This is a genomic window from Gilliamella sp. X-57, from assembly GCF_057063565.1.
Window position 1 is genome coordinate 17,953 of record NZ_JBXSQI010000011.1, and the last position, 22,583, is coordinate 40,535.

Genomic DNA, 22,583 nt, shown 5'->3' on the forward strand with positions numbered 1-22,583 from the left:
TATGGTATCAATAAAAAATTCGCAAAACCTGCCAATTAATAAATGAATGAGCAAGTCGAAAAGCGTGATACGGACTTTCATGGCTATGTGGCATAATCAACAAATCGTTAGTGGCTCAAAAGATAGAAAACAAAAAATTAAGTGATTTATTCACTTTTTATAATGTGGTTCAACCGTATAAATCGATTCCCAGTAAAATACTTTATGCATTTTTAGAGGATTACTTTAATCATAACGAATAAACAACCCGATGTTTTCCTACAATTAATCTATTTAGTACTCACTAACTACATATTTTTCTTTGTTAAAAAGTTTCAGGAAAGTATGCGTTTCAGTATAAAATAGCATGTGTATTAATGATTATCTTTTTTGATTTGTTCTTTATGGTATAGATAATAAGCTCCACGAGACACCATCCGTAGTTGAAAAATAAGATCTTCAATTAGTTTTTCACGCTGCACGGTGTCAAAATCAATTGCCTCTGCTCCCGCATTAAATGCAATAGTGACCATCGCTTCTGCTTGAGCTTCGTTATAATAATGAGGCATTTGGTTGGCATCATCAAGATAATCAACAAGCTCAACAATAAAGTGTTGAATTTCTCGAGCAATAGCAGAACGAAAAGCAGCTGACGTCCCCGCTTTTTCGCGAAGAAGTAATAAAAAGACTTTTGGGTTTTTATCAATGAATTCAATAAATGTAGTGACGGATGTCCGTAATACACTACCACCTTTTTCAATACGCTTACGCGCTTGCCGCAATAATTGGCGAAGAGTTAAACCACTTTCATCAACCATGGCTAAACCCAACTCATCCATATCACGAAAATGGCGATAAAATGAAGTAGCCGCAATCCCCGCTTCACGTGCTACTTCTCGTAGGCTTAAACTAGCAAAACCTTGCTCTGCATTGAGTTGATTAAATGCTGTTTCAATTAAAGTACGGCGAGTTCTTTCTTTCTGTTGAGCTCGAACACCGCCGATCTTGATATTTTTCATTTGATAGCTCAATTTTAATATTTTATACCTAACCTACCATTAATTAGCGGCTTTTAATAATTGCTCTTTTTCAGCAAGGACTTTTGGCATATGTTCGCGAATAATTTTAGCTATGGTCTCATAGCGAGCACGTAATGGCGAACCAGGGCGATAAATCAAGGTAATCCTACGTGATGGTACCGGATCTGTACACGGAATATAGCAAATATTATCACGAATTCGCTCGTTAGGTGCAGCGAGCTCTGGAAATAAAGTGATACCACGACCTGCTGAAATCATACTCCGCAGTGTTTCAAGGCTGGTTGCTTTGAACTGTTTATCTTCATCAATGCCAACTTGGAAACAATACCCCATTGCATGTTCACGCAAACAATGTCCATCTTCTAACATTAAGAATTTTTGTCCTTTTAAACCAGATAATTTAACGGTCTTTTTGCTAGCTAACTCGTTATTTGCATGAACCGCTAAAAACATAGGTTCATCAAATAATGGCAGTTCAATAAATTGTGCAGTCTCCTTAACTTGCGCAACAATGGCACAATCAAGTTTACCGCTTTCGAGCTGAGCAACTATGCTTGCAGTTTGTGCTTCGTGTAAATAAAGCTCTAATTGAGGAAAAGATTCATGTAAAACAGTAATGACATGTGGTAAAAGATAAGGCGCTATGGTAGGAATCAATCCTATATGCATTGGTCCAGACATTTCTTCACCTTGACGGCTAGCCATTTCTTTTAAAATTTGGATATTACGCAAAATCTCTTTGGCCTGTTCAACTAGCATCATACCCGTTTGTGTAAATAACACTTTGCGACTAGTACGTTCTAATAACATTACGCCTAATTCATCTTCTAATTTTCTAATTTGACCACTAAGAGTTGGTTGACTCACATTGCAAGCATCTGCTGCTTTACGAAAATGGCGAAATTCAGCTAACGAAACAAAATATTCCAAATCACGAATATTCATAATGTCCCCAATAAGTTATTAGTTAATGGTATATACTCAAACAACTTCCATATGTAAGGTTATAACAAATAACATTAAAAAGCTCTTCATAATTTTTTAAACTATAATGCTTTATAAATAATATTCAGTGAAACAAATAAGTAAAAAGAAGTTTTGAGTATAGTTTTATTTTATCTTAATCAGTTAGTTAAAACATTCTAACCAGAGCAAAACAAAATTTGTCATTTTTAATTAAATACTACTAATATTACAATACTAATTACTATTGTTGATAATTATGTTTAAAAAATCAAATATAATATTTAAGTCATCTTAGAAAATATAATTTTACAGAGTGAAAAAACCGATTCTAAGAAACATGGAAACTTATTAGCAATTACGATATAATCGCGCGCTATGATTGTTATTAAGCCAAAAACACTTTTTGAGGTGCACTATTTTTAAACAAGTTTCACGTTTTTATCAAAAGTTTTTTCGTCATGAAGAACAACAAAAAGTTGGCTATGTGTCCATTCCACGCAATGAACACAATATATCCCGTAAAGAAATTAGTGAAAACGCATTAAAAGTCCTTCATCGATTAAATAAACAAGGGTACGAAGCTTATTTAGTTGGCGGATGTATCAGAGATCTCATTTTAGGTAAAACACCAAAGGACTTTGATATCACAACCAATGCAACCCCAGAACAAGTTCAGAAAATCTTCCGTAACTGTCGCCTAGTCGGAAGACGGTTTCGTCTTGCTCATATTATGTTTGGTAAAGAAATTATTGAAGTGGCCACTTTCCGTGGCGATCACGGTTCTCAGGAAGGAAAAAACAATATTTCTAAACGTTCGCAATCAGGTATGCTATTACGCGATAATGTCTATGGAACCATTGAGCAAGATGCAATTCGTCGCGATTTCACCATGAATGCACTTTATTACAGTGCAAATGATTTCACCTTACGCGATTACTGTGGGGGACTAAAGGATTTACAAAAAGGCATTATCCGATTAATTGGCGATCCGCAAACACGTTATCGAGAAGATCCGGTTAGAATGCTAAGGACTGTTCGTTTTGCTGCAAAATTGAATATGAAAATTGAGCCAACTACTGCTGAGCCAATTCGAGATCTTGCGCCATTATTGAAAAATATCCCCTCTGCTCGACTTTTTGATGAGTCACTTAAACTATTACAAACTGGAAATGGCTATAAAACTTATAAATTACTAAGAGAATATAGCCTTTTCGAACAACTGTTTCCTATTATTGAACGCTTGTTTGCCAACAATCAAAACGGTTATTTAGAAAAAATCATTGAGCAAGTCTTAAAAAATACGGATTATCGTATTGCAAACAACAAACGAGTTAATCCTGCATTTTTATTTGCTGCGTTTTTCTGGTACCCAATTATGGAACAAACACAAGCAACGTGTGTCGAAAGTGGCTTACCATTCCATGATTCGTTTTCGATGGCAATTAACGAAGTGCTAAGTGAACAATGTAAAAATATTGCTATACCTAGACGCTTAACCACCATCATGGGGGATATTTGGCGTTTACAACTACGGATGAAAAAACGGGATGGCAAACGTGCATTTGTTATTTTAGAGCACCCTAAGTTTCGAGCTGCTTATGACCTTTTAGAAATGCGAGCCTCCATCGAAAAAGGAGAACTATTGGAGCTAGCTAAATGGTGGGATGAGTTTCAATATACTTCTACCGAAAAAAGAATAGTGATGGTAAAACAACTTAATAAAATCAATAAACGCAAAATGAAACGTTAATTTTTAATTCGCACTTTTATAAATAACCGCTATAATGTTGTAATTAAAATAATCATAATAACTTTTTAATCATTGATGAAAAAATTAGCGCCTTCTCTTATTGCAATAGCCATCACCCTTTCTTTGTATAACAGCTCTAGTTATGCTATAGATTTACCTAAGGCAGCTGTTAGCAATAATCCCCAATGTCTTATAGACGTTCCTAGGTTTGATCGCCCTTTAGTCAATGGAGATATCGATACCTTACCTGTGAATGCTGAGGCTAACCAATTTGAAGCTATCTACCCAAGCATTGCTATCTATAAAGGTGAAGTATTAATAGAACAAGGTAACCGCACAGTTCAAGCAGATAAAGTCACAATTGACACCCATGATAAGGATAATCGAACCGTGACATTAGAAGGCGATATTACTTATCAAGATAATTTAATAAAAATGAAAGGCAATAATGCATCAATGAATCTAAATAATAATGATGCAAATATGACTCCAAGTGACTATCATCTTGTCAATAGACTTGGTCGTGGTAATGCTGATCAAATGAAACTGGCAAAAAACCGCTATGTTATTTTAAAAAATGGTAGTTTTACATCTTGTCCTGTTAATGACAGCACATGGGATATAAAGGGAACAACGGTTATTCATGACAATGAAGAGCAGTTACTAGAAGTTTGGAATGCCGTATTTAGTATTGGCAAGGTACCCGTTCTATACTCGCCTTATTTACAATTACCAACCGGAGATAAACGTCGTTCAGGATTATTAATGCCTAATTTAGGCTATGACAATATTGATGGAATTGATTTTTCACAACCAATATATTGGAATATTGCCCCAAATTATGATGCTACCTTTACGCCAAGATTCTTGCAAGAACGTGGTGTACAACTACAAACAGAATTTCGCTATTTAAATAAACTGGGCTTGGGCACACTTGCGTTTGACTGGCTACAACATGATAGTAAATATGATAAAGATAGAACCACTCATTTAAATGGCAATAATTATGATGACAATCGCCACCGGTGGTTATTTCATTGGAAAAATGAAGAATTAATAAACTATAATTGGCGTTTTTATGCTGATACAACTCGAGTTAGTGACAATCAATATCTGACAAATCTAAGTTCTAAATATGCTTCCCAGACTGCTGGGTATTTAACGCAGTTTTATAAAATTGCTTATAATGACGAGTATTGGGATATCACGTTAGGCTATAAACACTTTCAGCCATTTCACTCAGAATTAAAAAATTCACTTTACCAAACCGAACCACAGTTGGATATGAGTTATTATAATAATGATTTAGGTCCTTTCAAATTTAGAGCATTTTCTCAAGTGTCTCGTTTTTTGACATCTGGGCAAAATAAACCTAAAGCATGGCGAGCACATTTTGAACCTACACTTAATTATACCTTAACCAATTCTTGGTCATCATTAGCCACTGAAATGGGTTTTATGGCAACTCATTATAATCAAGATAATATTAGAAAAAATATTGATCAATATAAAGATTTAGATAAAAACGTAAATCGTTTTTTACCAAAATTTAGTATTGATGGTAAAGTCATCTTTGAGCGAGATATACCTATTATTGATGGCTATACACAAACCTTAGAGCCACGAGTAAAATACATCTATATTCCATATCGAAAACAATCCAATATTGGCGCCTATGATTCGACTATATTACAATCGGATTATATTGGCTTGTTTAGAGATCAGCCTTATAGTGGCCTAGATAGAATTGCTTCAACTAATAAAATATCAACGGGAGTAACCACTCGGTTTTATGATAATAACAAAGTTGAAAAGTTTAACCTATCAATTGGACAAATCACTTATTTTACAAAATCAAAAACGAGTGAACACAATAATGATTTAGATGAAAATTCTGATACCGGTAGTATTACTTGGGCAGCAGATAATTTTTGGCGCATAAGTGATGATATAATCTTTAGAAGTGGCGTTCAGTATGATACTCGAATTGATACCATTTCATTAGCCAATACAACTTTTGAGTATCGACCATCGGGCGATAAATTGGTGCAATTATCTTATCGCTATGCAAACCGTAACTATATTGATACTGTAGATAAAAATCCTTTTTATAGAGGTTATAGACAAGATATTTCCCAAGCAGGAATGATGACAGCTTGGCCACTATCACAAACAGTCAGCGCTGTTGGTTCATATTATTATGATGTTAAATTAGGACAATCAGCAGACAGTTTTGTTGGATTGCATTATAGTGACTGTTGTTGGGGCACTACGGTGCAATATGGTAGAAAACTCACAGACTGGGACAATACTTCTCGCAAAAGTAAGTATGAAAATAAGCTATCTATTAACTTCGAATTACAGGGATTAGGTAACAACCGAGATACCAAAGCTAAAATGCTAAATTTCGGCAAACTACCCTATACAACAACATTTGAATAAGATATTTCTTTAAAATAAATTACCAATAAATTTATTGCAAACATGTCAATCATGCTGCAACAACAAAATGAGTTGAGTGAATATGAAATTATTAAAACTATTTATCGTTTTAAACCTAAGCGTAAGTTTAGGTATTTTAACTCCATTATCAGCCAATGCCGCACCTAAAGTTATAGAAAAAGTTGCAGCAATTGTTAATAATAATGTCATTTTAGAAAGTGATGTTAACGATATGTTAAAAACGATTAAAGCGAGTACCGATCCCAAAAATCTGCCTAACGATAAAGTACTTAGACAACAAATTATTGAGCGTTTAATTATTGAAAATCTAATTTTACAAAAAGCGGCTAAAGCTAAAATTACAGTTAGTGATGACGAGGTAACCGGTGCTATCGATAGAATCGCAGCTGAAAACGGTATGACCATCGATCAACTACGAAGCAGACTTTCGACAATGGGAATCAGCTATGGCGCCTATCGTGAAAGGATCCACAATGACATGTTGATAGAAGAAACGCGAATGCATGAAGTAAGACCTAGAGTCAAAGTTTCAGAAAAAGAAGTGGAAAACTTAGCAAAAAATATTGCTCGCCAGTCAACCAACAATATTGATGTAAAAATCAGTCATATTTTGATTTCCGTTCCCGAAAAAGCATCTAAACAACAAATCGATAACGCTACAAATAAAGCACAAGATATTATTAATCGAGCTCAAAAAGGTGAAAATTTTGCCAAATTAGCCACTTCATATTCAAATGATGATCTTGCTTTAAAAGGTGGCAGTATGGGTTGGCGTAAACTTAATGAATTACCCACTATCTTTGAAGAACGTTTAGTGCGCGCACCAAAAGGTAGTATTATTGGTCCTATCCGTTCAGGGGTTGGTTTACATATTCTCAAAGTTGATGATACACGTTCTGAAGCACCAAAAAAAATTACAATTCAAGAAGTTAATGCTCGCCATATATTGATTAAAACCAATGTATTAGTTACTGACCAAATTGCAAAACAAAAACTAACCGATATTCGAAAATCAATTACCAGTGGTGCAACAACCTTTGAGGCTGCCGCTAAAGCGAGTTCAGAGGATACAGGTTCAGCGAATAAAGGAGGCAACTTAGGTTGGAATCGCCCAGAAGTTTATGATAATGGATTTAAAGCTGCTCTAACTCAGCTAAAAAAAGGAGAAATTAGTCAACCAATAAAGTCATCTTATGGTTGGCATTTAATTCAATTAATTGATACAAGACAAGCTGATGGAACAAATGCGATGAAAAAGGATCAAGCTTATCGACTTATTTTTAATCGTAAATTCTCTGAAGAAGCTCAGGTTTGGATTCAAGAAGTAAAAGGTGACGCTTATATTAAAATCACAGGTGAAGATAACCATGAATAGTCGCGTTCACCAAGGTCATTTCGCTCGTAAGAGATTCGGGCAAAACTTTTTACATGATAATGGCATTATCGAAAGTATTGTTGCCGCTATACAACCGAAAGCAGATCAAGCACTAGTCGAAATTGGTCCAGGACTTGCAGCATTAACTGTACCTGTCAGCAAACATGTTGATCATTTAACCGTTATAGAAATTGACAGAGATCTAGCCAGTAGATTAATTGAGAATCCATTTTTAAACAATAAAATAACGGTTATTGAACAAGATGCACTAACCTTTGACTTTAATCAGCTAGCAGATCAATTCGGTAAACCATTAAGAGTGTTTGGTAACTTACCTTATAATATCTCAACACCGTTGATGTTCCATTTATTTCAATATGCAAATATCATCACTGATATGCATTTTATGCTACAAAAAGAAGTAGTAACTCGTTTAGTTGCAGCTCCTAACAGTAAAGATTACGGTAGATTGAGTGTCATGGCGCAATATTATTGTCAGATAATTCCTGTTCTTGAAGTCCCTCCTACATCATTTAAACCAGCCCCAAAAGTTGACTCAGCAGTCGTTAAATTAATACCTTATAAGGAAAAACCTTATTTTGTTAATGATATCAAAATACTTTCTCGAGTGACTACAGAGGCATTTAATCAACGACGTAAAACTATTCGTAACAGTTTAAGTAATATGTTTACTGCTGAACAATTAACTAAATTAAATATTGATCCAAGTTTACGTGCTGAAAACTTAACAGTGCAACAATACTGTCAACTTGCAAACTCATGGAATTAACAGTATGGCAAACTTACTTATTGGTGATATTCATGGTTGTTATGATGAGTTTATGCGAGTGCTTGAAAAAGCAAAATATTCATCATCAGACACCTTATGGCTAACAGGTGATCTCGTTGCTAGAGGCCCAAAATCATTAGAAGTCCTAAGATTTGTTAAACATAATGCCAAGCAAATTCGACTGGTATTAGGTAATCATGATCTACATTTATTATCTATCCATGCCAATATTACGCCGGCAAAAAAAAAGGATAATCTTGAAGATGTCATTCATGCAACAGATTTTGATGAATTGATGAATTGGCTCCGTAAACAACCTTTGGTGCAAATCGACGAATCTTTAAAGTTGATTATGACTCATGCTGGCATTTCCCCACAATGGGATCTGGAAACGCTAAAAAAATGTGCTCACGATCTGAATGCTATCTTATCGAGCGATTCTTATCTCCTATTCCTTGATAAAATGTATGGTAATTTTCCTGATGAATGGTCATCTGAATTACAAGGTTTAGATCGACTGCGTTATATCGCTAATGCGTTAACTCGTATGCGTTTTTGCTACGAGGATGGCCGACTTGATTTTTATTATAAGCAATCACTTGAGCAAGCACCCTCAAAACTCAAACCTTGGTTTTTGTTACCCAGTAAAATTCCAAGCGAATATAGCATCGCGTTTGGACATTGGGCAGCATTAAACGGAAAGGGTACGCCAGAAAACATTTATGCACTTGATACAGGATGTTGTTGGGGAGGAAAGCTAACATGCTTACGTTTTGAAGACAAAAAATACTTTAAAAAGAAAAATATCGAAGCAAAAAAATTAGATAAACTACTATGAAAGGGTCATTTATTATGTCTGCTTTATCTGTCATTAAATCAATATGGAAAATAATTAACTTTATTAGAGAAATATTTCTTAACCTAATATTTTTAATTATTATTATTTTAATCTTTAGTACTATCGCACTAATCAAAGAAGCAAAAAAACAAGAAATTGTGCCACAGTATGGTTCATTGGTTTTGGACATTGAAGGTGTTATTGTCGATAACACACTTTATAGTGATGAAATCTATGCTTTACAGAATAAAATTTATGGCAAAAAAGTAAATACCTCACGTGAAAATAGTTTGTTTGAATTAACTCAGAAAATAGCTCAAGCAACGACAGACCCAAAGATTACAAGCATCATCCTTAAATTAGATCATTTCGTTGGTGCAGATATGAGCTCGCTACAATATATTGGCAAATATTTAACCAAATTTAGTGAGGCAAATAAACCAATTTATGCATATGGTTCAAATTTCAACCAAAGCCAATATTATTTAGCCAGCTATGCTAATAAAATCTATTTAACACCACTTGGTGCTGTTAATGTATATGGATTAGCAGCAAACAACCTATACTATAAAACCTTACTTGATAATTTAAAAATTAATACGCACGTTTTTAGAGTGGGAACCTACAAATCAGCCATAGAACCATTTATTCGGGATGATATGTCTGAAGAAGCAAAAAGCAATACAACACGTTGGTTAACACTTATGTGGAACAACTACCTTAATGATATTTCGTCACAACGAAAAAAAGCCGATACACAATTAGTTCCGACACCAGAGACTATGTTGGCAAATTTAAAAGCGACTAATGGCAATATGGCTCAATATGCTATATCTAATGGATTAGTCGATGTCATTGCATCTAATTACCAATTTGAATCTGAGCTGACTCATCAACATCAAATCAGCATTTATGATTATCAACTTAAATCAAAAAATAAAAATTTAGATAGTGATAACGAAGGCAACAAACCACTGATTGCAGTTGTATTTGTCAATGGCACTATCACCGATGGTGAAAATAGTAGTAATATCGCTGGTAGTCAAGACATTGTTGAACAGCTAAGAAACATCCGTAAAAACTTAGATAAACATAACATACAAGCAATAGTTTTACGAGTAAATAGCCCTGGGGGGAGTGTAGATGCATCAGAAGCAATTCGTAGTGAACTAGAGGCCTTACGTGGTTATCAAATTCCCATTGTTATCTCTATGGGAGGAATGGCTGCATCGGGTGGATATTGGATATCAACCGCATCTGATTACATAGTTGCAAGCCCAAATACAATTACTGGCTCTATCGGTATCTTTGGTATTATTCCAACATTTGAAAAATCTTTATCTCATATTGGTGTTTATAGCGATGGCGTAACCACATCACCATTAGCAAATAATACAGCGACTAAAGATCTACCACTCGAAATGAATCAATTAATTCAAATGAATATTGATAATGGCTATCAAACATTTATTTCTTTAGTAGCAAAAGCACGAAATATGACAACCGAGCAAGTTGACAAAATTGGTCAAGGCCAAGTTTGGTTAGGCTCAGAAGCCAGCAAAATTGGACTTGTTGATAAATTAGGTGATTTTGATGATGCCGTTGAAACTGCTGCAACATTAGCTAATTTAACTGATTATGAAATTGACTGGCAAAAACCACAAGGAAATTGGTTTAATGCATTTTATTCAGATATGATAGCTATGTTACCTAAATCAACTGCAGAGATATTTTTTGAACAACTTCCAGAAGCAAAAGAGCTTCAACAGCATGTTTCCTTATGGAATAAATTTAACGACCCTCAAAATCGCTATATTTATTGCCTAAATTGTGCCGATGTACGTTAATAACCAGATCATTATCCACCACCTCGTGTGGTAGATAATGATTCCCCCGTTTTTCTCACCAATTTTATAACTTAATTGTTTTTATCTTTTAAATTATTTTTCCCTGGTTGAAAAAAATAACGCATATGGTTCATGGCTTCTTGAATAGATTGATAATTCGGTGTTTCATCAGTTTCACGATTATGCAAATCCATATAATGACTAATCCCTAATCGATTTACAAAATAAATATTTTCAGATGTTCTAACCGCATACGAGCTATAATTTGACATCAAAAGCCAATTACGATTAGTTATCGGATTAAATAAATCATATCCCGTTGAGTAATCGCTGATATCATTTTTCACATATAAATAATGTTTCATTAAGGTAGGAATAACATCTTCATGGCTGGTCATTTTTGATCTATTATTTTTAAGATGTTCTAATTCACTTGCATCAATAATAATAAAAGGCACCTTTGTTTGCGCATCAGTATAATTACCATTATGCCCCCAAAAGCCTAGTTTATTATCATTCATCTCTTGGGCATGATCACCAGTGATAATCAAAATTGTATCATCCAACGAATTTGATTTAGCAAGTTCATCATAGACATTTTGTAATAGAGAATCATCATAGTAAACACTTTGTTTATAACGATTAAAAATTGGCAAAGGATCTGTGTCATTATTCAACGTCATATAATTAAGATCACCAATAGGTTTAAATTTCACTGGAAAACTGTCGGGAAAGTCATAAGCATGGGGAGCATCATAAAATAAAAAAGAAAATGTCGGTTTAGAAGTATCTCGTCGTTTATACCATGCGAGCCAATCATCAGTGATTTGCTTATCTCGACTAGCAGCCGAACCATCGTTACTACTGATTCTCAAATTTTTGATAGTGACAAATGCTGTTCGATCAAATTCCGGAGCGGTAACTTTAGCTGAAGTAAAAATACCAATATTATAGTTTTCTTTCTGTAAAGTTGTGATAAATAGTGAAGGAATACTATTACGTAAAAATGAATCCCAATATGTACCAGGAATACCATAAAACAACCCAAAAATACCAGTACGCGTCGCATTACCTGTTGAGTGATGGTTATTAAAAATCACGCCATTATTTTGCTTAACAAAATGAAATGTATTAGGAGAAATATCTTCACTAAAGGTATCATATCGCCAAGAATCTAATACAATAAACATAATATTTTTAAGTTTATTATTTTGAGGGTTAATCACTAATGGATTTTTCGGATAATCAACGCTAGCATTGCTATTATCCTTGCTATACACAACTTTTCGTTGCCCTTTTTCATCAAAAAAACTCATGATTTTTTTCGACGTAAATGGCCGATAAAGTGGAATATATTCCTTCACTACCATAATAGGCGAATAGGCATAATAAAAAGCAATCATGTGCACAACATGACTAATTAAAAATGAGCTAAAAAGAAAGACTGTTGATAGCAAAACAATTCTCGATTTTTTATGCGGTAAAATCAATTTATTGTTGACTATGTAAAGAATAAAACATTCAGCGCAAAACGAAACAGCAATAAGCACAAACATTAAAAAGTAAGTCAATACAGAGAAATCAACAACTTGCCCAGAAAAAACCATTGATAAAACAGACTGATTTATATGAAATCGGTATTGCTGAAAAACAATAGTATCAACATATAATCCTATTTGAAAAAAGCTGAATAATATAGCAAGAATAATATTACGAATAAGTGGTTTAAACCAAAGCAAAGGAGTGCAAACAATTAAAAGCAATAAGTAGGCGGAAAAAAAATGTCCCAAGACAGCAAATACTGAAAATGCTATCCCAACCAAATTAAACGATGCACCTGGAACAAAGAAGAATCGAATAGCTATTATTGATGAGATAAGGATATTAATTAGAACAAAGAGGTACAATTTTTTCATAATATTTGCTATTAAGTAATTCAATATACATTATACGCATATTACAGCATTTTATACTTAAACGTAGTGCTTTCCTGAATTTTTTAACAAACTAGCACTAAGAAATAAATTACTAATAGAATCTTAACAAAAAGGGCTCAATTTAGAGCCCTTTTATTTGAATTACATAAAATTATCGACGATCTGCAAAGATTCTTAATAACATAATGAATAAGTTAATGAAATCAAGGTAAAGGGTTAGTGCACCTAAAATAACAAACCGTCTAAACATATTAGGGTCATCTTGTGATAATTGATCACCTAATGCTTTAAGTTTTTGCGTATCATAAGCAGTTAATCCTGCAAAAACAAATACACCAATATAAGTAACAGCCCACATTAATGGCTCGCTATGCATGAAGATATTAACTATTGAAGCAATAACGATACCAATTAATCCCATAAATAAGAAACGTCCAAAACCAGATAAATCTCGTTTAGTTGTATAGCCGTAAAAAGCCAAAGCAGCAAACATACCAGCTGTAATAAAAAATACGCTTGCTATTGAAGATGAAGTATAAACAATAAAGTAAATCGAGAACGTACAACCATTTAAAACTGAATAAAGCATAAATAATGTGGTCGCAACCGATCCAGACAGGCGATTAATCAAGCCCGAGATGACAAAAACTAAACCAAGTTCAGCTATAAGCAATACCCACATACCTTTATATAGTATGTTCAAAAGCTCAAGATTATTAGATGCAAACCAAGCTACCAAAGCTGTTAATAATAATCCGACTGTCATCCAACCATAAACATGGCTCATATATGTTTGAATGCGACTACCTGTTTGTTCAATAATTGAACCGTTAGGTGAATAATTGTTCATTAATTACCTCTCAATAAAAAGAATGATATAACTTTGTACTATTATAACCTAAATAACCGCTAATACCATTTTTTCAATGCCTTTATATCTGTTTTTTTTGCCTCAATCCAACTTTCTCCATAAGGCGTTCGCTCTTTCTTCCAAAAAGGAGCTTCGTTTTTTAAAATATCCATAATAAACTCTGTGGCAGCAAACGCATCTAAGCGATGTGCACTACTTACTCCCACAAAAACAATCTGTTCATTTGCCTCAATTTCGCCCACTCGGTGGATTATTGCAATTCGGCTTAATTGCCACCGCTCTCTAGCTTGAGCGATAATATTCGCCAATACTTTTTCAGTCATTCCGGCATAATGTTCTAAAAAGAGACTTATCGTTTGTGATTCATTACGACGGACTTTGCCCATAAAAGAGACAACAGCACCATCTTGCGGTAATTGTGAGAGCCAATCGTTTAGCTTATTAACATTGATAGGCTCTTTACTAACTTTGATAAGATCCATAACGTTACCCGCCTGTTACAGGCGGAAAGAATGCAATTTCATCACCGTCTTGAACAATATAATTAAGATCAACCAATGTTTGATTCACCGCACATAAAACAGTATTTTCCTTAAATGCTAATAACCATTTCTCCCCACGTTCACTTAACTGATCGATAAGGTGAGACACTGAAAGTTGATTAGCATCTAACATAATACAATCAGTTCCGACTAATTCTCTAATTTGAGCAAAAAAAATAACTTTATTCATCTTATCTCTATTAAACTTTTTGGGCGATAAAATCGCCTGACTTGCCACCACTCTTGGTTAATAACCTTACTTGACTAATTACCATATCCTTTTGTACTGCCTTGCACATATCATAGATAGTTAAGGCTGCAACTGATGCGGCAACCATCGCCTCCATTTCAACACCTGTTTGTCCATTTAATCGACAAAAAGATTGGATTCGAATACAATTTTTGATTCTATCCGCTTCTATGTTAATTTCAATTTTACTTAAACAAAGAGGATGACAAAGTGGAATAAGCTCCCAAGTTTTCTTGGCTGCTTGAATGCCTGCAATTCTTGCCGTTGCAAAAACATCGCCTTTATGATGTTTACCTTCAATAATCATATTCAGTGTATCAGAATTCATTAAGACCAATGACTCAGCGCTGGCTTCTCGCGTTGTTATCTGTTTATCTGAAACATCAACCATATGAGCATCACCACGCTGATTAATATGAGAAAATGATTTGTGCACCCTTAAATCCTCAATAATTTATAAATCATCAACTATATCCAAGATAGCAAATTTTACCAATAGTTACCACTTTTCGATTTTATCCTATGAAGAAATAAATACCGATAAGTAAACAAAATATTCTAATAATAATAAATTGCTTCTCATAGTTTTTGCGGGTTAAGTAAAAACTGCGTACAATATAGTTTTATATTAATTATAATATTTGTGATTTTTTAATGCTTATCGCTCATATAGCCTTACCTGTTCCACTTTACCAACTATTTGACTATCACCTAACAAAGCCTGCCCAAATCGGAATGCGGGTTAGAGTTCCTTTTGGCAAACGTGACGCAGACGCAATAGGGATTATTGTTAGTATTGATGAAAAAACTGAATTTGATATTAAAAATTTAAAAACTGTTACTACAATTATTGATACGGAGCCTGTTTTTACGCCATCTATTTGGCAGTTATTAAACTGGGCTGCTGGTTATTACCATTATCCAATTGGTGAGGTTCTATTCCATGCTATGCCTACTTTACTCAGGCAAGGACATCTGGCAGTCAAAGGTGAAACCAAACAATGGCAATTAACAAAATTGGGGAAGCAGATTGATTTGCAATCGCTATCACGAACCCCAAAACAAAAATTATTACTATCATCATTTAGAAATAATACTATTTCTGACACTAACGTAAGTAACACCGTCTATCACAAATTACAGAAAAAACAACTTATAGAACAAGTCAGCTACCAGCCAGAAGATGTTCAATGGCAAATAAACTTTTCGACTAATGCGAGTTCAATTCAGTTAAATAAGGAACAGTCATATGCTATAGAAACAATCAATAAACAAAATCACCAATTTGAGGTATTTTTGCTGGAAGGTGTCACTGGCTCAGGCAAAACAGAAGTTTATTTAAATGTACTCTCTAATATTTTAGCTGCTGGTAAGCAAGCATTAGTACTCGTTCCTGAAATTGGATTAACACCACAAACAATTAAACGTTTTGAACAGCGTTTTAATGCACCAATTGATATTTTACACTCAGGATTAACCGATAAACAAAGATTCACAGTTTGGTTAAGAAGTAAAAAAGGAGAAAACGCAATTGTTGTAGGTACACGATCGTCGCTCTTTACCCCATTTAAAGATTTGGGTGTAATTATTATTGATGAAGAGCATGATAGTTCTTATAAACAACAAGAGGGGTGGCGGTATCATGCACGAGATTTAGCAATTATTCGAGCTAAATTTAACAATATTCCGGTTATTTTAGGATCTGCAACACCATCGCTTGAAACACTCAATAATGCACAAAACCATAAGTACCATTTATTACAGTTAACCGAAAGAGCCGGTAATGCAACACTGGCCAGACAGTCGATTTTGGATTTGCGAGGGTTAGTACTTGCGGCCGGTCTATCTCAACCACTAATAGAGCAAATAAAAAAACATTTAGCTAATAATAATCAAGTAATGTTATTTTTAAATCGTCGAGGATTTTCACCATTATTAATATGTCATGATTGTGGTTGGATTGCTGAATGTCCTCGTTGTGATAGGCCTTATACACTTCACCACAAACAACAAAAATTGATTTGCCACTATTGTGATACACCTAGAACAATCCCAAAACAATGTCCAAAATGTGGCTCCACTCATCTAATACCGATTGGATTTGGGACTGAACAACTGGAACAACAGCTTGAGATTCTTTTTCCAAAAATTAAAATTAGTCGTATCGATCGAGATACAGTGAGTAAAAAAAGTGCATTAGATAACTATCTACAAAGTATCGAACAAGGTGGGGCTCACATTTTAGTTGGCACACAAATTTTAGCTAAGGGACACCACTTTCCCGATGTTACTTTGGTTGGAATTGTTGATGTTGATGGTGCTTTATTTTCAAGTGATTTTCGAGCAACAGAACGGTTTGCGCAGATTTATACTCAAGTATCAGGAAGAGCCGGCCGTGAAGCAAAAGCAGGCCAAGTTATTTTACAAACGTATCATCCGGATCACCCTTTACTCAACGTTTTACTTACTGAAGGCTACCCAAAATTCGCTAAACTGACACTACAAGAACGGCAACAGACACAATTACCACCATTTAGTTACCAAGCATTAATCCGTGCCGCAGATCGCAATAATCATAATGCTCCAGCATTTTTACAGCATATTCATGATTGGCTAAAAGTTCATTGTGATCATACTTTATGGCAACTTGGACCAATGCCGGCTAATCAACCAAAGAAAGCGGGTTATCATCGTTGGCAATTACTTCTTCAACATACAAATAGGCAACAATTACAACGAATATTGGATCAATTATTAATCATAATCGCTAAATGGAGTGAAACATCAAAAGTAAGATGGAGTATTGATGTAGATCCTATTGATAATTAGGATGCTATTATTTCCACCAATATTAATTGGTGGAAATAATAAATTATAATGTGATTTTGCCAGCATTTTTGTCCAGTATTGCCTGTCCAATACCCGAAACATCTTTTAATTGCTCAACTGAAACAAAAGGTCCAAATTTTTCTCGATACTCAATAATTCTTTTTGCTTTACTCACTCCAATCCCCGTCAATACTTTTGATAGTTCTTCTGCCGTTGCAGTATTAATATTGACTTGGACAACTTGTTTTTGTTCCTGTTTAACTGGTGCAGGCGTTGCAGGAACCGAGTCGGCAAAACTTGTATTTGGAACAACAAAACTTGATAACAAAATACCTAATAGTAAAAATACTTTCATTTGATTAACCTCTAAAAATAGTTACGCAAGTAAATTTGCTTTATCACTATCTCAATTAATCAAATAAAAAAATTTCATGAATTATAAAAATGCGAAAAGCCACCTAGGTGGCTTTTCTTTTTTTCTTTTATTGCTACTATTTTGGGAGTTAAATCACAAATTCGAATCAGGCATAATTTCTATTTTGGCTTTAGAACGTATATCTGCAGCAAGATAAGAATGTGTATTATTAATGAATAGAGGTAACAACTCAGAAGAAATATCTTTATATTCATTTGGTGTATCTACCTTAGTTAGTGCAACAATATAAGCATTTTTATCATCTAAAACTTCCGCACCATAAACAGGTTTTCCTGATGCAGAAAGATTTAAATTAAAGACCATATTAACAACTTTTTGATCGAGTTCAGTTGAATTTCGACTCAAAGTGTATTTTTTTGCAAACTTCACATTTTTAGCACTGCCAGTTTCATTTAATTGGGTCAATATATTATTAACACTCGATTTAAATTGGTTTTGAGCCATTTCGTTAAAGAGTTTTTTATGAATTTTATCTTTAACTTCATCAAATGGTGCTATACCTTCAGGGCGATAGTCCATTGTTTGCACAACAAAATCATACTGCCCATAATTTCTGTTAGCTGTGATTAAATCAGAAATTTTTTCTGTTGCTTTACCATCTACGATCATTTCTTCACTAAAAACGACATCGCTAACTTCAGGATGAGTAGTAATTGATAACTTATCATTGAAAGACATCCAATCAGTACTTCTTACTTCAAGCCCAACTTTGTTAGCAAGTTCTTCAATAGTCTTTGGAGAATCTTTCAATGCATTTTTAATTTTATTTTCTTCACTTTCTAAAGCTTGTTGTATTTTTTGTTTAGTGAGTTTTGAGTCAATTTGATACTTCACAAAATCAAAATCCATAGATTTTGCCGGTTGTACACCGTCTAATTTCACTATTGCATAACCACCATCAACGGGGATTGGTGTTGAAACTTTCCCAATTTTTTTTAACTGGGCATCTTTAAACACTTGAGGTAAAGAGTCATCATCAGCAAACCAACCCAATGAACCATTTTTGCCATATGGTGAAAGATCACTATTTTGATTAATTGTTTTAGCTATACGTTCAAAATTAGCCCCAGATGAAAGGTTTTTAGCAATATTCCTAGCTTGTTCTTTATCCGTAGTAAAAATTATACTATAAGCTTTCTTAGCAGGATATGAATAAATTTTGATATTTTTATTATACTCATTTTTAAGCTCGTCTTCAGTAACACCAATTGTTTTTCTCACTATATCTTCAGAAATCACAATATATTTTACTTTTACGCGCTCATTTTTAAAAAACTCTTTTAAATGTTCGTTGTAATATTTTTGTTCGTCTTCTAAGGTAATATTCGCCTCATCAATATCACTTACAGAAGTATCAACTGAGGTTGCATATACGCTTCTAATTTGATTTTTGAGTGAAGATATTTCAGAATCAATTGGCAAAACAAAACTACTACTTGTTAGCGCATTAATTGCTTGTTGTTGCTGTAATACAGTTCTTATAATTTCAGCATAACTATTTGGAGTAAAATTATTTTCAGCTAAAAGATTTAAATATGTCTGATTATCAAATTTACCATTTTTAAAAAAATCTTTCTGTTTTACGATAAATTTTTTAATCTGATCATTACTGATAGCCAGATTAATATTCTGTGAAAATTTATAAGCTAAATAATTATCAATCTGATAAGATAACACATTACGACGCAGCTGTTTAATAAAAGAACTATCTCCTCCAGCATTTGCTGTTACTGCTCTTGCTTGAGCTTCAAATTCAGCTCGACTTATACCATCACCATCAACTTTTGCGATATATTGCTGCTGCTCGCGAGCACTATTACCGCCTCCAAAGCCTAAAAATCCGACGCCAGTGAAAATAAAACATAAAATAATTATTGCAAAAATAATCTTAACAACAATATTATTTGCTGCTGTCCGGATTGTTTCCATCATTTCTTGCGATTCTCCAAATACCTAATGTGAATTTTGAAAGTATAGCATATTTAACTAAATTGGCTATTGTCTGAATGTTAAGTCGCCCAAAAAAAAGATCAACATTAAGTTGATCTTTATTAATAAAAAATAATTAGTTTAATCTGACAGAACTATCAACACTACTTTTTAATTTATTAATAGCCTTTTTAGACGTTTTTTTTAATGTTACTTTTTTATCCACTGGTTCCATACCAAATGGGTTATTTTGCAGTGCAATTGTGAGCACCTCGTCAATCCATTTGACTGGATGTATATCAACTTCAGATTTCACATTATCGGGGATTTCTTCCAAATCTTTTACATTATCTATTGGAATCAATACAGTTTTAATTCCCCCTCGGTGTGCAGCTAATAACTTCTCTTTTAGTCCACCGATAGGTAAAACTTCGCCACGTAAAGTTATTTCGCCCGTCATTGCCACATCAGAACGAACAGGATTACCCGTTAAAGTCGAAATTAGCGAAGTACACATTGCAATACCTGCACTTGGTCCATCTTTTGGCGTTGCTCCATCAGGTACATGCACATGGATATCGCGTTTTTCATAAAAATCACTACTAATACCCAATTTTTCTGCACGAGATCGAACAACCGTTAATGCGGTTTGAATTGACTCTTGCATAACATCACCTAATGAACCCGTGTAAGTTAATTTTCCTTTACCTAATACACTTACTGATTCAATGGTAAGCAAGTCTCCACCGACTTCAGTCCATGCAAGACCAATAACTTGACCGATACGGTTTTCATTATCCGTTTTACCATAATCAAAACGCTGTATTCCCAAGAAATCTTTTAAGTTATCTTGTGTCACAATAGCTTTCTTCAATTTGCTATCTAACGCTAATTGTTTAACAACTTTACGGCAAATTTTTGCAATCTCTCTTTCTAAACTTCGAACACCTGCTTCCCGAGTATAATAACGAATAATACCGATAATAGCTGAGTCATCAATACTAATTTCTTTTGTTTTTAAACCATTATTTTCTATCTGTTTAGTAATCAAGTGCTGCTTGGCAATATTCATCTTTTCGTCTTCCGTATAACCAGAGAGACGAATAACTTCCATTCTATCCAACAATGGCGCAGGAATATTCATAGAGTTAGCGGTAGCAACAAACATTACATCAGATAAATCATAATCAACTTCTAAATAATGGTCGCTAAAGGCATTATTTTGCTCTGGATCAAGTACTTCTAATAATGCTGACGCAGGATCTCCTCGCATATCCGAAGCCATCTTATCAATTTCATCTAATAAGAATAATGGGTTCTTAACGCCTACTTTTGCCATACGCTGAATTAGTTTTCCTGGCATTGAGCCAATGTAAGTGCGTCTATGCCCACGAATCTCTGCCTCATCGCGCACACCACCTAAAGCCATGCGAATATACTGGCGTCCTGTTGCTTTAGCTATTGATTGACCTAGCGAGGTTTTACCTACCCCAGGAGGTCCAACCAAACATAAAATAGGACCTTTAACTTTATTAACACGCCCCTGAACTGCCAAATATTCTAAAATTCTATCTTTTACACGTTCAAGTCCATAATGATCCTTATCTAAAACTTTTTGTGCACCTTCAATATCTTTTTTAACTTTACTACGCTTATACCAAGGAACTTGAATCATCCAATCAATATAACTTCGAACAACTGTCGCTTCAGCAGACATTGCCGGCATCATTTTTAATTTATTAAGTTCAGCTAATGCTTTGTCTGTAGCCTCTTTTGGCATTTTAGCTTTAATAATTTTTTCTTTTAACTCTTCATATTCATCAGGTTTATTATCTATATCTCCTAACTCTTTATGAATAGCTTTAATTTGCTCATTAAGATAATACTCTTTTTGAGCCTTTTCCATTTGCTGTTTAACACGTTGTCGAATGTTTTTTTCAACTTGTAATAAATCAATTTCTGATTCCATCAATGAAATAAGCAATTCAAAACGCTTTACAAGATTAGCGGTTACCAAAATCTCTTGCTTTTGTTCGACCTTTAAAAATAGCGTAGCGGCAATAGAGTCTGCTAAACGAGACGGTTCTTTAAGTAAGCGAATAGAATCAACAACTTCCTGAGTTATTTTTTTGTTAAGCTTTGAGTATTCATCAAAATTAGATAAAGTTAAGCGAATCATAGCTTCACTTATATCATCAGCTTTTTTTACTTCGCTTAATGGCTTAACTTCTGCAATCAAAAATTCATTGCTCTCCTGCTCAACAACATTAATCATTTGAGCCCGTTCAACACCTTCAACTAGGACTTTTACTGTTCCATCAGGCAATTGAAGTAACTGTAAAATATTAGCCACAGTTCCGACTTCATATAGATCATCAATCTTTGGATCATCTTGAGAAGGATTTTTTTGAGTTACAAGAAAGACTTGCTTATCCATTTCCATTGCCCCTTCTAGGCAACGTATTGATTTACTTCGACCAACAAAGAGAGGGATTACCATATGTGGAAATACAACAACATCACGCAATGGTAAAATAGGCATAGTCATGTGTTTGGTTCGTTTTATTTTCATTTCATTCTCTCTAGTAGTACAAATCCATTAGATCAATATTGGGATCGTTTTAAGATATTCAAGTCGATCTTTCTGGATTTAAACATACACTATTTCTGGAACATTTTGACAGCATTTATGGAAATTTGACTTAAATATGAGTTTGAGGTTATCGTTCTTGCCATCATAT

General features: G+C 34.1%; 17 protein-coding genes. 7 read left to right on the top strand and 10 right to left on the bottom strand.

Annotated elements, in window-relative coordinates; genetic code table 11:
• Positions 1-353: 353 nt before the first annotated feature.
• Together fabR and oxyR are read right to left on the bottom strand one after the other, a co-directional pair.
• Entirely contained in the window at positions 354-998 is a 645-nt protein-coding gene (gene fabR, locus ACYIAL_RS06310; protein WP_483751238.1) for an HTH-type transcriptional repressor FabR, read from the bottom strand.
• Between the two features lie 39 nt (positions 999-1,037).
• Positions 1,038-1,964 (bottom strand): DNA-binding transcriptional regulator OxyR, encoded by a 927-nt coding sequence (gene oxyR, locus ACYIAL_RS06315; RefSeq protein WP_160430736.1) that lies wholly within the window; start codon positions 1,962-1,964, stop codon positions 1,038-1,040.
• Positions 1,965-2,400: 436 nt separating this feature from the next.
• On the opposite strand from oxyR, the gene pcnB reads away from it, so the two are divergent.
• From pcnB to sppA, 6 genes are all read left to right on the top strand, one after another.
• Positions 2,401-3,735 (top strand): polynucleotide adenylyltransferase PcnB, encoded by a 1,335-nt coding sequence (gene pcnB, locus ACYIAL_RS06320; protein ID WP_483751273.1) that lies wholly within the window; start codon positions 2,401-2,403, stop codon positions 3,733-3,735.
• A gap of 75 nt (positions 3,736-3,810) precedes the next feature.
• On the top strand, positions 3,811-6,177 hold the full coding sequence (lptD, locus tag ACYIAL_RS06325; RefSeq protein ID WP_483751239.1) for an LPS assembly protein LptD: 2,367 nt from the start codon (positions 3,811-3,813) through the stop codon (positions 6,175-6,177).
• Between the two features lie 82 nt (positions 6,178-6,259).
• The gene (surA, locus tag ACYIAL_RS06330; protein WP_174796668.1) at positions 6,260-7,573 is read left to right on the top strand and encodes a peptidylprolyl isomerase SurA; all 1,314 of its coding nucleotides are present in this window, start codon (positions 6,260-6,262) and stop codon (positions 7,571-7,573) included.
• Positions 7,566-8,363, top strand: a complete 798-nt coding sequence (gene rsmA / locus ACYIAL_RS06335; protein ID WP_483747531.1) for a 16S rRNA (adenine(1518)-N(6)/adenine(1519)-N(6))-dimethyltransferase RsmA — start codon at positions 7,566-7,568, stop codon at positions 8,361-8,363. The genes surA and rsmA overlap by 8 nt, the downstream gene beginning before the upstream one ends.
• Before the next feature lie 4 nt (positions 8,364-8,367).
• Positions 8,368-9,201 (top strand): bis(5'-nucleosyl)-tetraphosphatase (symmetrical) ApaH, encoded by an 834-nt coding sequence (gene apaH, locus ACYIAL_RS06340; RefSeq protein ID WP_483751240.1) that lies wholly within the window; start codon positions 8,368-8,370, stop codon positions 9,199-9,201.
• A 14-nt stretch (positions 9,202-9,215) separates the two neighbouring features.
• Positions 9,216-11,048: a signal peptide peptidase SppA gene (gene sppA, locus ACYIAL_RS06345; RefSeq protein ID WP_202984950.1), complete on the top strand. Its 1,833-nt coding sequence runs from the start codon at positions 9,216-9,218 to the stop codon at positions 11,046-11,048.
• Positions 11,049-11,119: 71 nt separating this feature from the next.
• Here the strand turns inward: sppA and ACYIAL_RS06350 are convergent, their stop codons facing one another.
• The 5 genes from ACYIAL_RS06350 to moaC form a co-directional block, all read right to left on the bottom strand.
• Entirely contained in the window at positions 11,120-12,964 is a 1,845-nt protein-coding gene (locus ACYIAL_RS06350; RefSeq protein ID WP_483751241.1) for a sulfatase-like hydrolase/transferase, read from the bottom strand.
• A gap of 172 nt (positions 12,965-13,136) precedes the next feature.
• Positions 13,137-13,835, bottom strand: coding sequence for a Bax inhibitor-1/YccA family protein (locus ACYIAL_RS06355; protein WP_174796673.1), 699 nt, complete (start codon positions 13,833-13,835; stop codon positions 13,137-13,139).
• 59 nt (positions 13,836-13,894) lie between these two features.
• Positions 13,895-14,338 (bottom strand): molybdopterin synthase catalytic subunit MoaE, encoded by a 444-nt coding sequence (gene moaE / locus ACYIAL_RS06360; RefSeq protein WP_483751242.1) that lies wholly within the window; start codon positions 14,336-14,338, stop codon positions 13,895-13,897.
• 4 nt (positions 14,339-14,342) lie between these two features.
• The gene (gene moaD / locus ACYIAL_RS06365; protein WP_065638332.1) at positions 14,343-14,588 is read right to left on the bottom strand and encodes a molybdopterin synthase sulfur carrier subunit; all 246 of its coding nucleotides are present in this window, start codon (positions 14,586-14,588) and stop codon (positions 14,343-14,345) included.
• A gap of 10 nt (positions 14,589-14,598) precedes the next feature.
• Positions 14,599-15,084 (bottom strand): cyclic pyranopterin monophosphate synthase MoaC, encoded by a 486-nt coding sequence (moaC, locus tag ACYIAL_RS06370; RefSeq protein WP_342354062.1) that lies wholly within the window; start codon positions 15,082-15,084, stop codon positions 14,599-14,601.
• Positions 15,085-15,302: 218 nt separating this feature from the next.
• Between moaC and priA the strand changes: the two genes are divergently transcribed.
• Entirely contained in the window at positions 15,303-17,477 is a 2,175-nt protein-coding gene (gene priA, locus ACYIAL_RS06375) for a primosomal protein N' (RefSeq protein WP_483751243.1), read from the top strand.
• A 43-nt stretch (positions 17,478-17,520) separates the two neighbouring features.
• Here the strand turns inward: priA and ACYIAL_RS06380 are convergent, their stop codons facing one another.
• From ACYIAL_RS06380 to lon, 3 genes are all read right to left on the bottom strand, one after another.
• Positions 17,521-17,832: a ComEA family DNA-binding protein gene (locus tag ACYIAL_RS06380; RefSeq protein WP_483751244.1), complete on the bottom strand. Its 312-nt coding sequence runs from the start codon at positions 17,830-17,832 to the stop codon at positions 17,521-17,523.
• 153 nt (positions 17,833-17,985) lie between these two features.
• A complete protein-coding gene (locus tag ACYIAL_RS06385) occupies positions 17,986-19,845 on the bottom strand; it encodes a SurA N-terminal domain-containing protein (protein WP_483751245.1) in 1,860 nt (619 codons plus the stop codon).
• Positions 19,846-19,978: 133 nt separating this feature from the next.
• Entirely contained in the window at positions 19,979-22,414 is a 2,436-nt protein-coding gene (lon, locus tag ACYIAL_RS06390) for an endopeptidase La (RefSeq protein WP_483751246.1), read from the bottom strand.
• Between the last annotated feature and the right edge of the window lie 169 nt (positions 22,415-22,583).

Bases quoted from the DNA above. Each gene is read 5' to 3' on its own strand.
- fabR (WP_483751238.1), bottom strand. From the start codon at position 998: ATGAAAAATATCAAGATCGGCGGTGTTCGAGCTCAACAGAAAGAAAGA.
- oxyR (WP_160430736.1), bottom strand. From the start codon at position 1,964: ATGAATATTCGTGATTTGGAATATTTTGTTTCGTTAGCTGAATTTCGC.
- lptD (WP_483751239.1), top strand. From the start codon at position 3,811: ATGAAAAAATTAGCGCCTTCTCTTATTGCAATAGCCATCACCCTTTCT.
- surA (WP_174796668.1), top strand. From the start codon at position 6,260: ATGAAATTATTAAAACTATTTATCGTTTTAAACCTAAGCGTAAGTTTA.
- rsmA (WP_483747531.1), top strand. From the start codon at position 7,566: ATGAATAGTCGCGTTCACCAAGGTCATTTCGCTCGTAAGAGATTCGGG.
- apaH (WP_483751240.1), top strand. From the start codon at position 8,368: ATGGCAAACTTACTTATTGGTGATATTCATGGTTGTTATGATGAGTTT.
- sppA (WP_202984950.1), top strand. From the start codon at position 9,216: ATGTCTGCTTTATCTGTCATTAAATCAATATGGAAAATAATTAACTTT.
- ACYIAL_RS06350 (WP_483751241.1), bottom strand. From the start codon at position 12,964: ATGAAAAAATTGTACCTCTTTGTTCTAATTAATATCCTTATCTCATCA.
- ACYIAL_RS06355 (WP_174796673.1), bottom strand. From the start codon at position 13,835: ATGAACAATTATTCACCTAACGGTTCAATTATTGAACAAACAGGTAGT.
- moaE (WP_483751242.1), bottom strand. From the start codon at position 14,338: ATGGATCTTATCAAAGTTAGTAAAGAGCCTATCAATGTTAATAAGCTA.
- moaD (WP_065638332.1), bottom strand. From the start codon at position 14,588: ATGAATAAAGTTATTTTTTTTGCTCAAATTAGAGAATTAGTCGGAACT.
- priA (WP_483751243.1), top strand. From the start codon at position 15,303: ATGCTTATCGCTCATATAGCCTTACCTGTTCCACTTTACCAACTATTT.
- ACYIAL_RS06380 (WP_483751244.1), bottom strand. From the start codon at position 17,832: ATGAAAGTATTTTTACTATTAGGTATTTTGTTATCAAGTTTTGTTGTT.
- ACYIAL_RS06385 (WP_483751245.1), bottom strand. From the start codon at position 19,845: ATGATGGAAACAATCCGGACAGCAGCAAATAATATTGTTGTTAAGATT.
- lon (WP_483751246.1), bottom strand. From the start codon at position 22,414: ATGAAAATAAAACGAACCAAACACATGACTATGCCTATTTTACCATTG.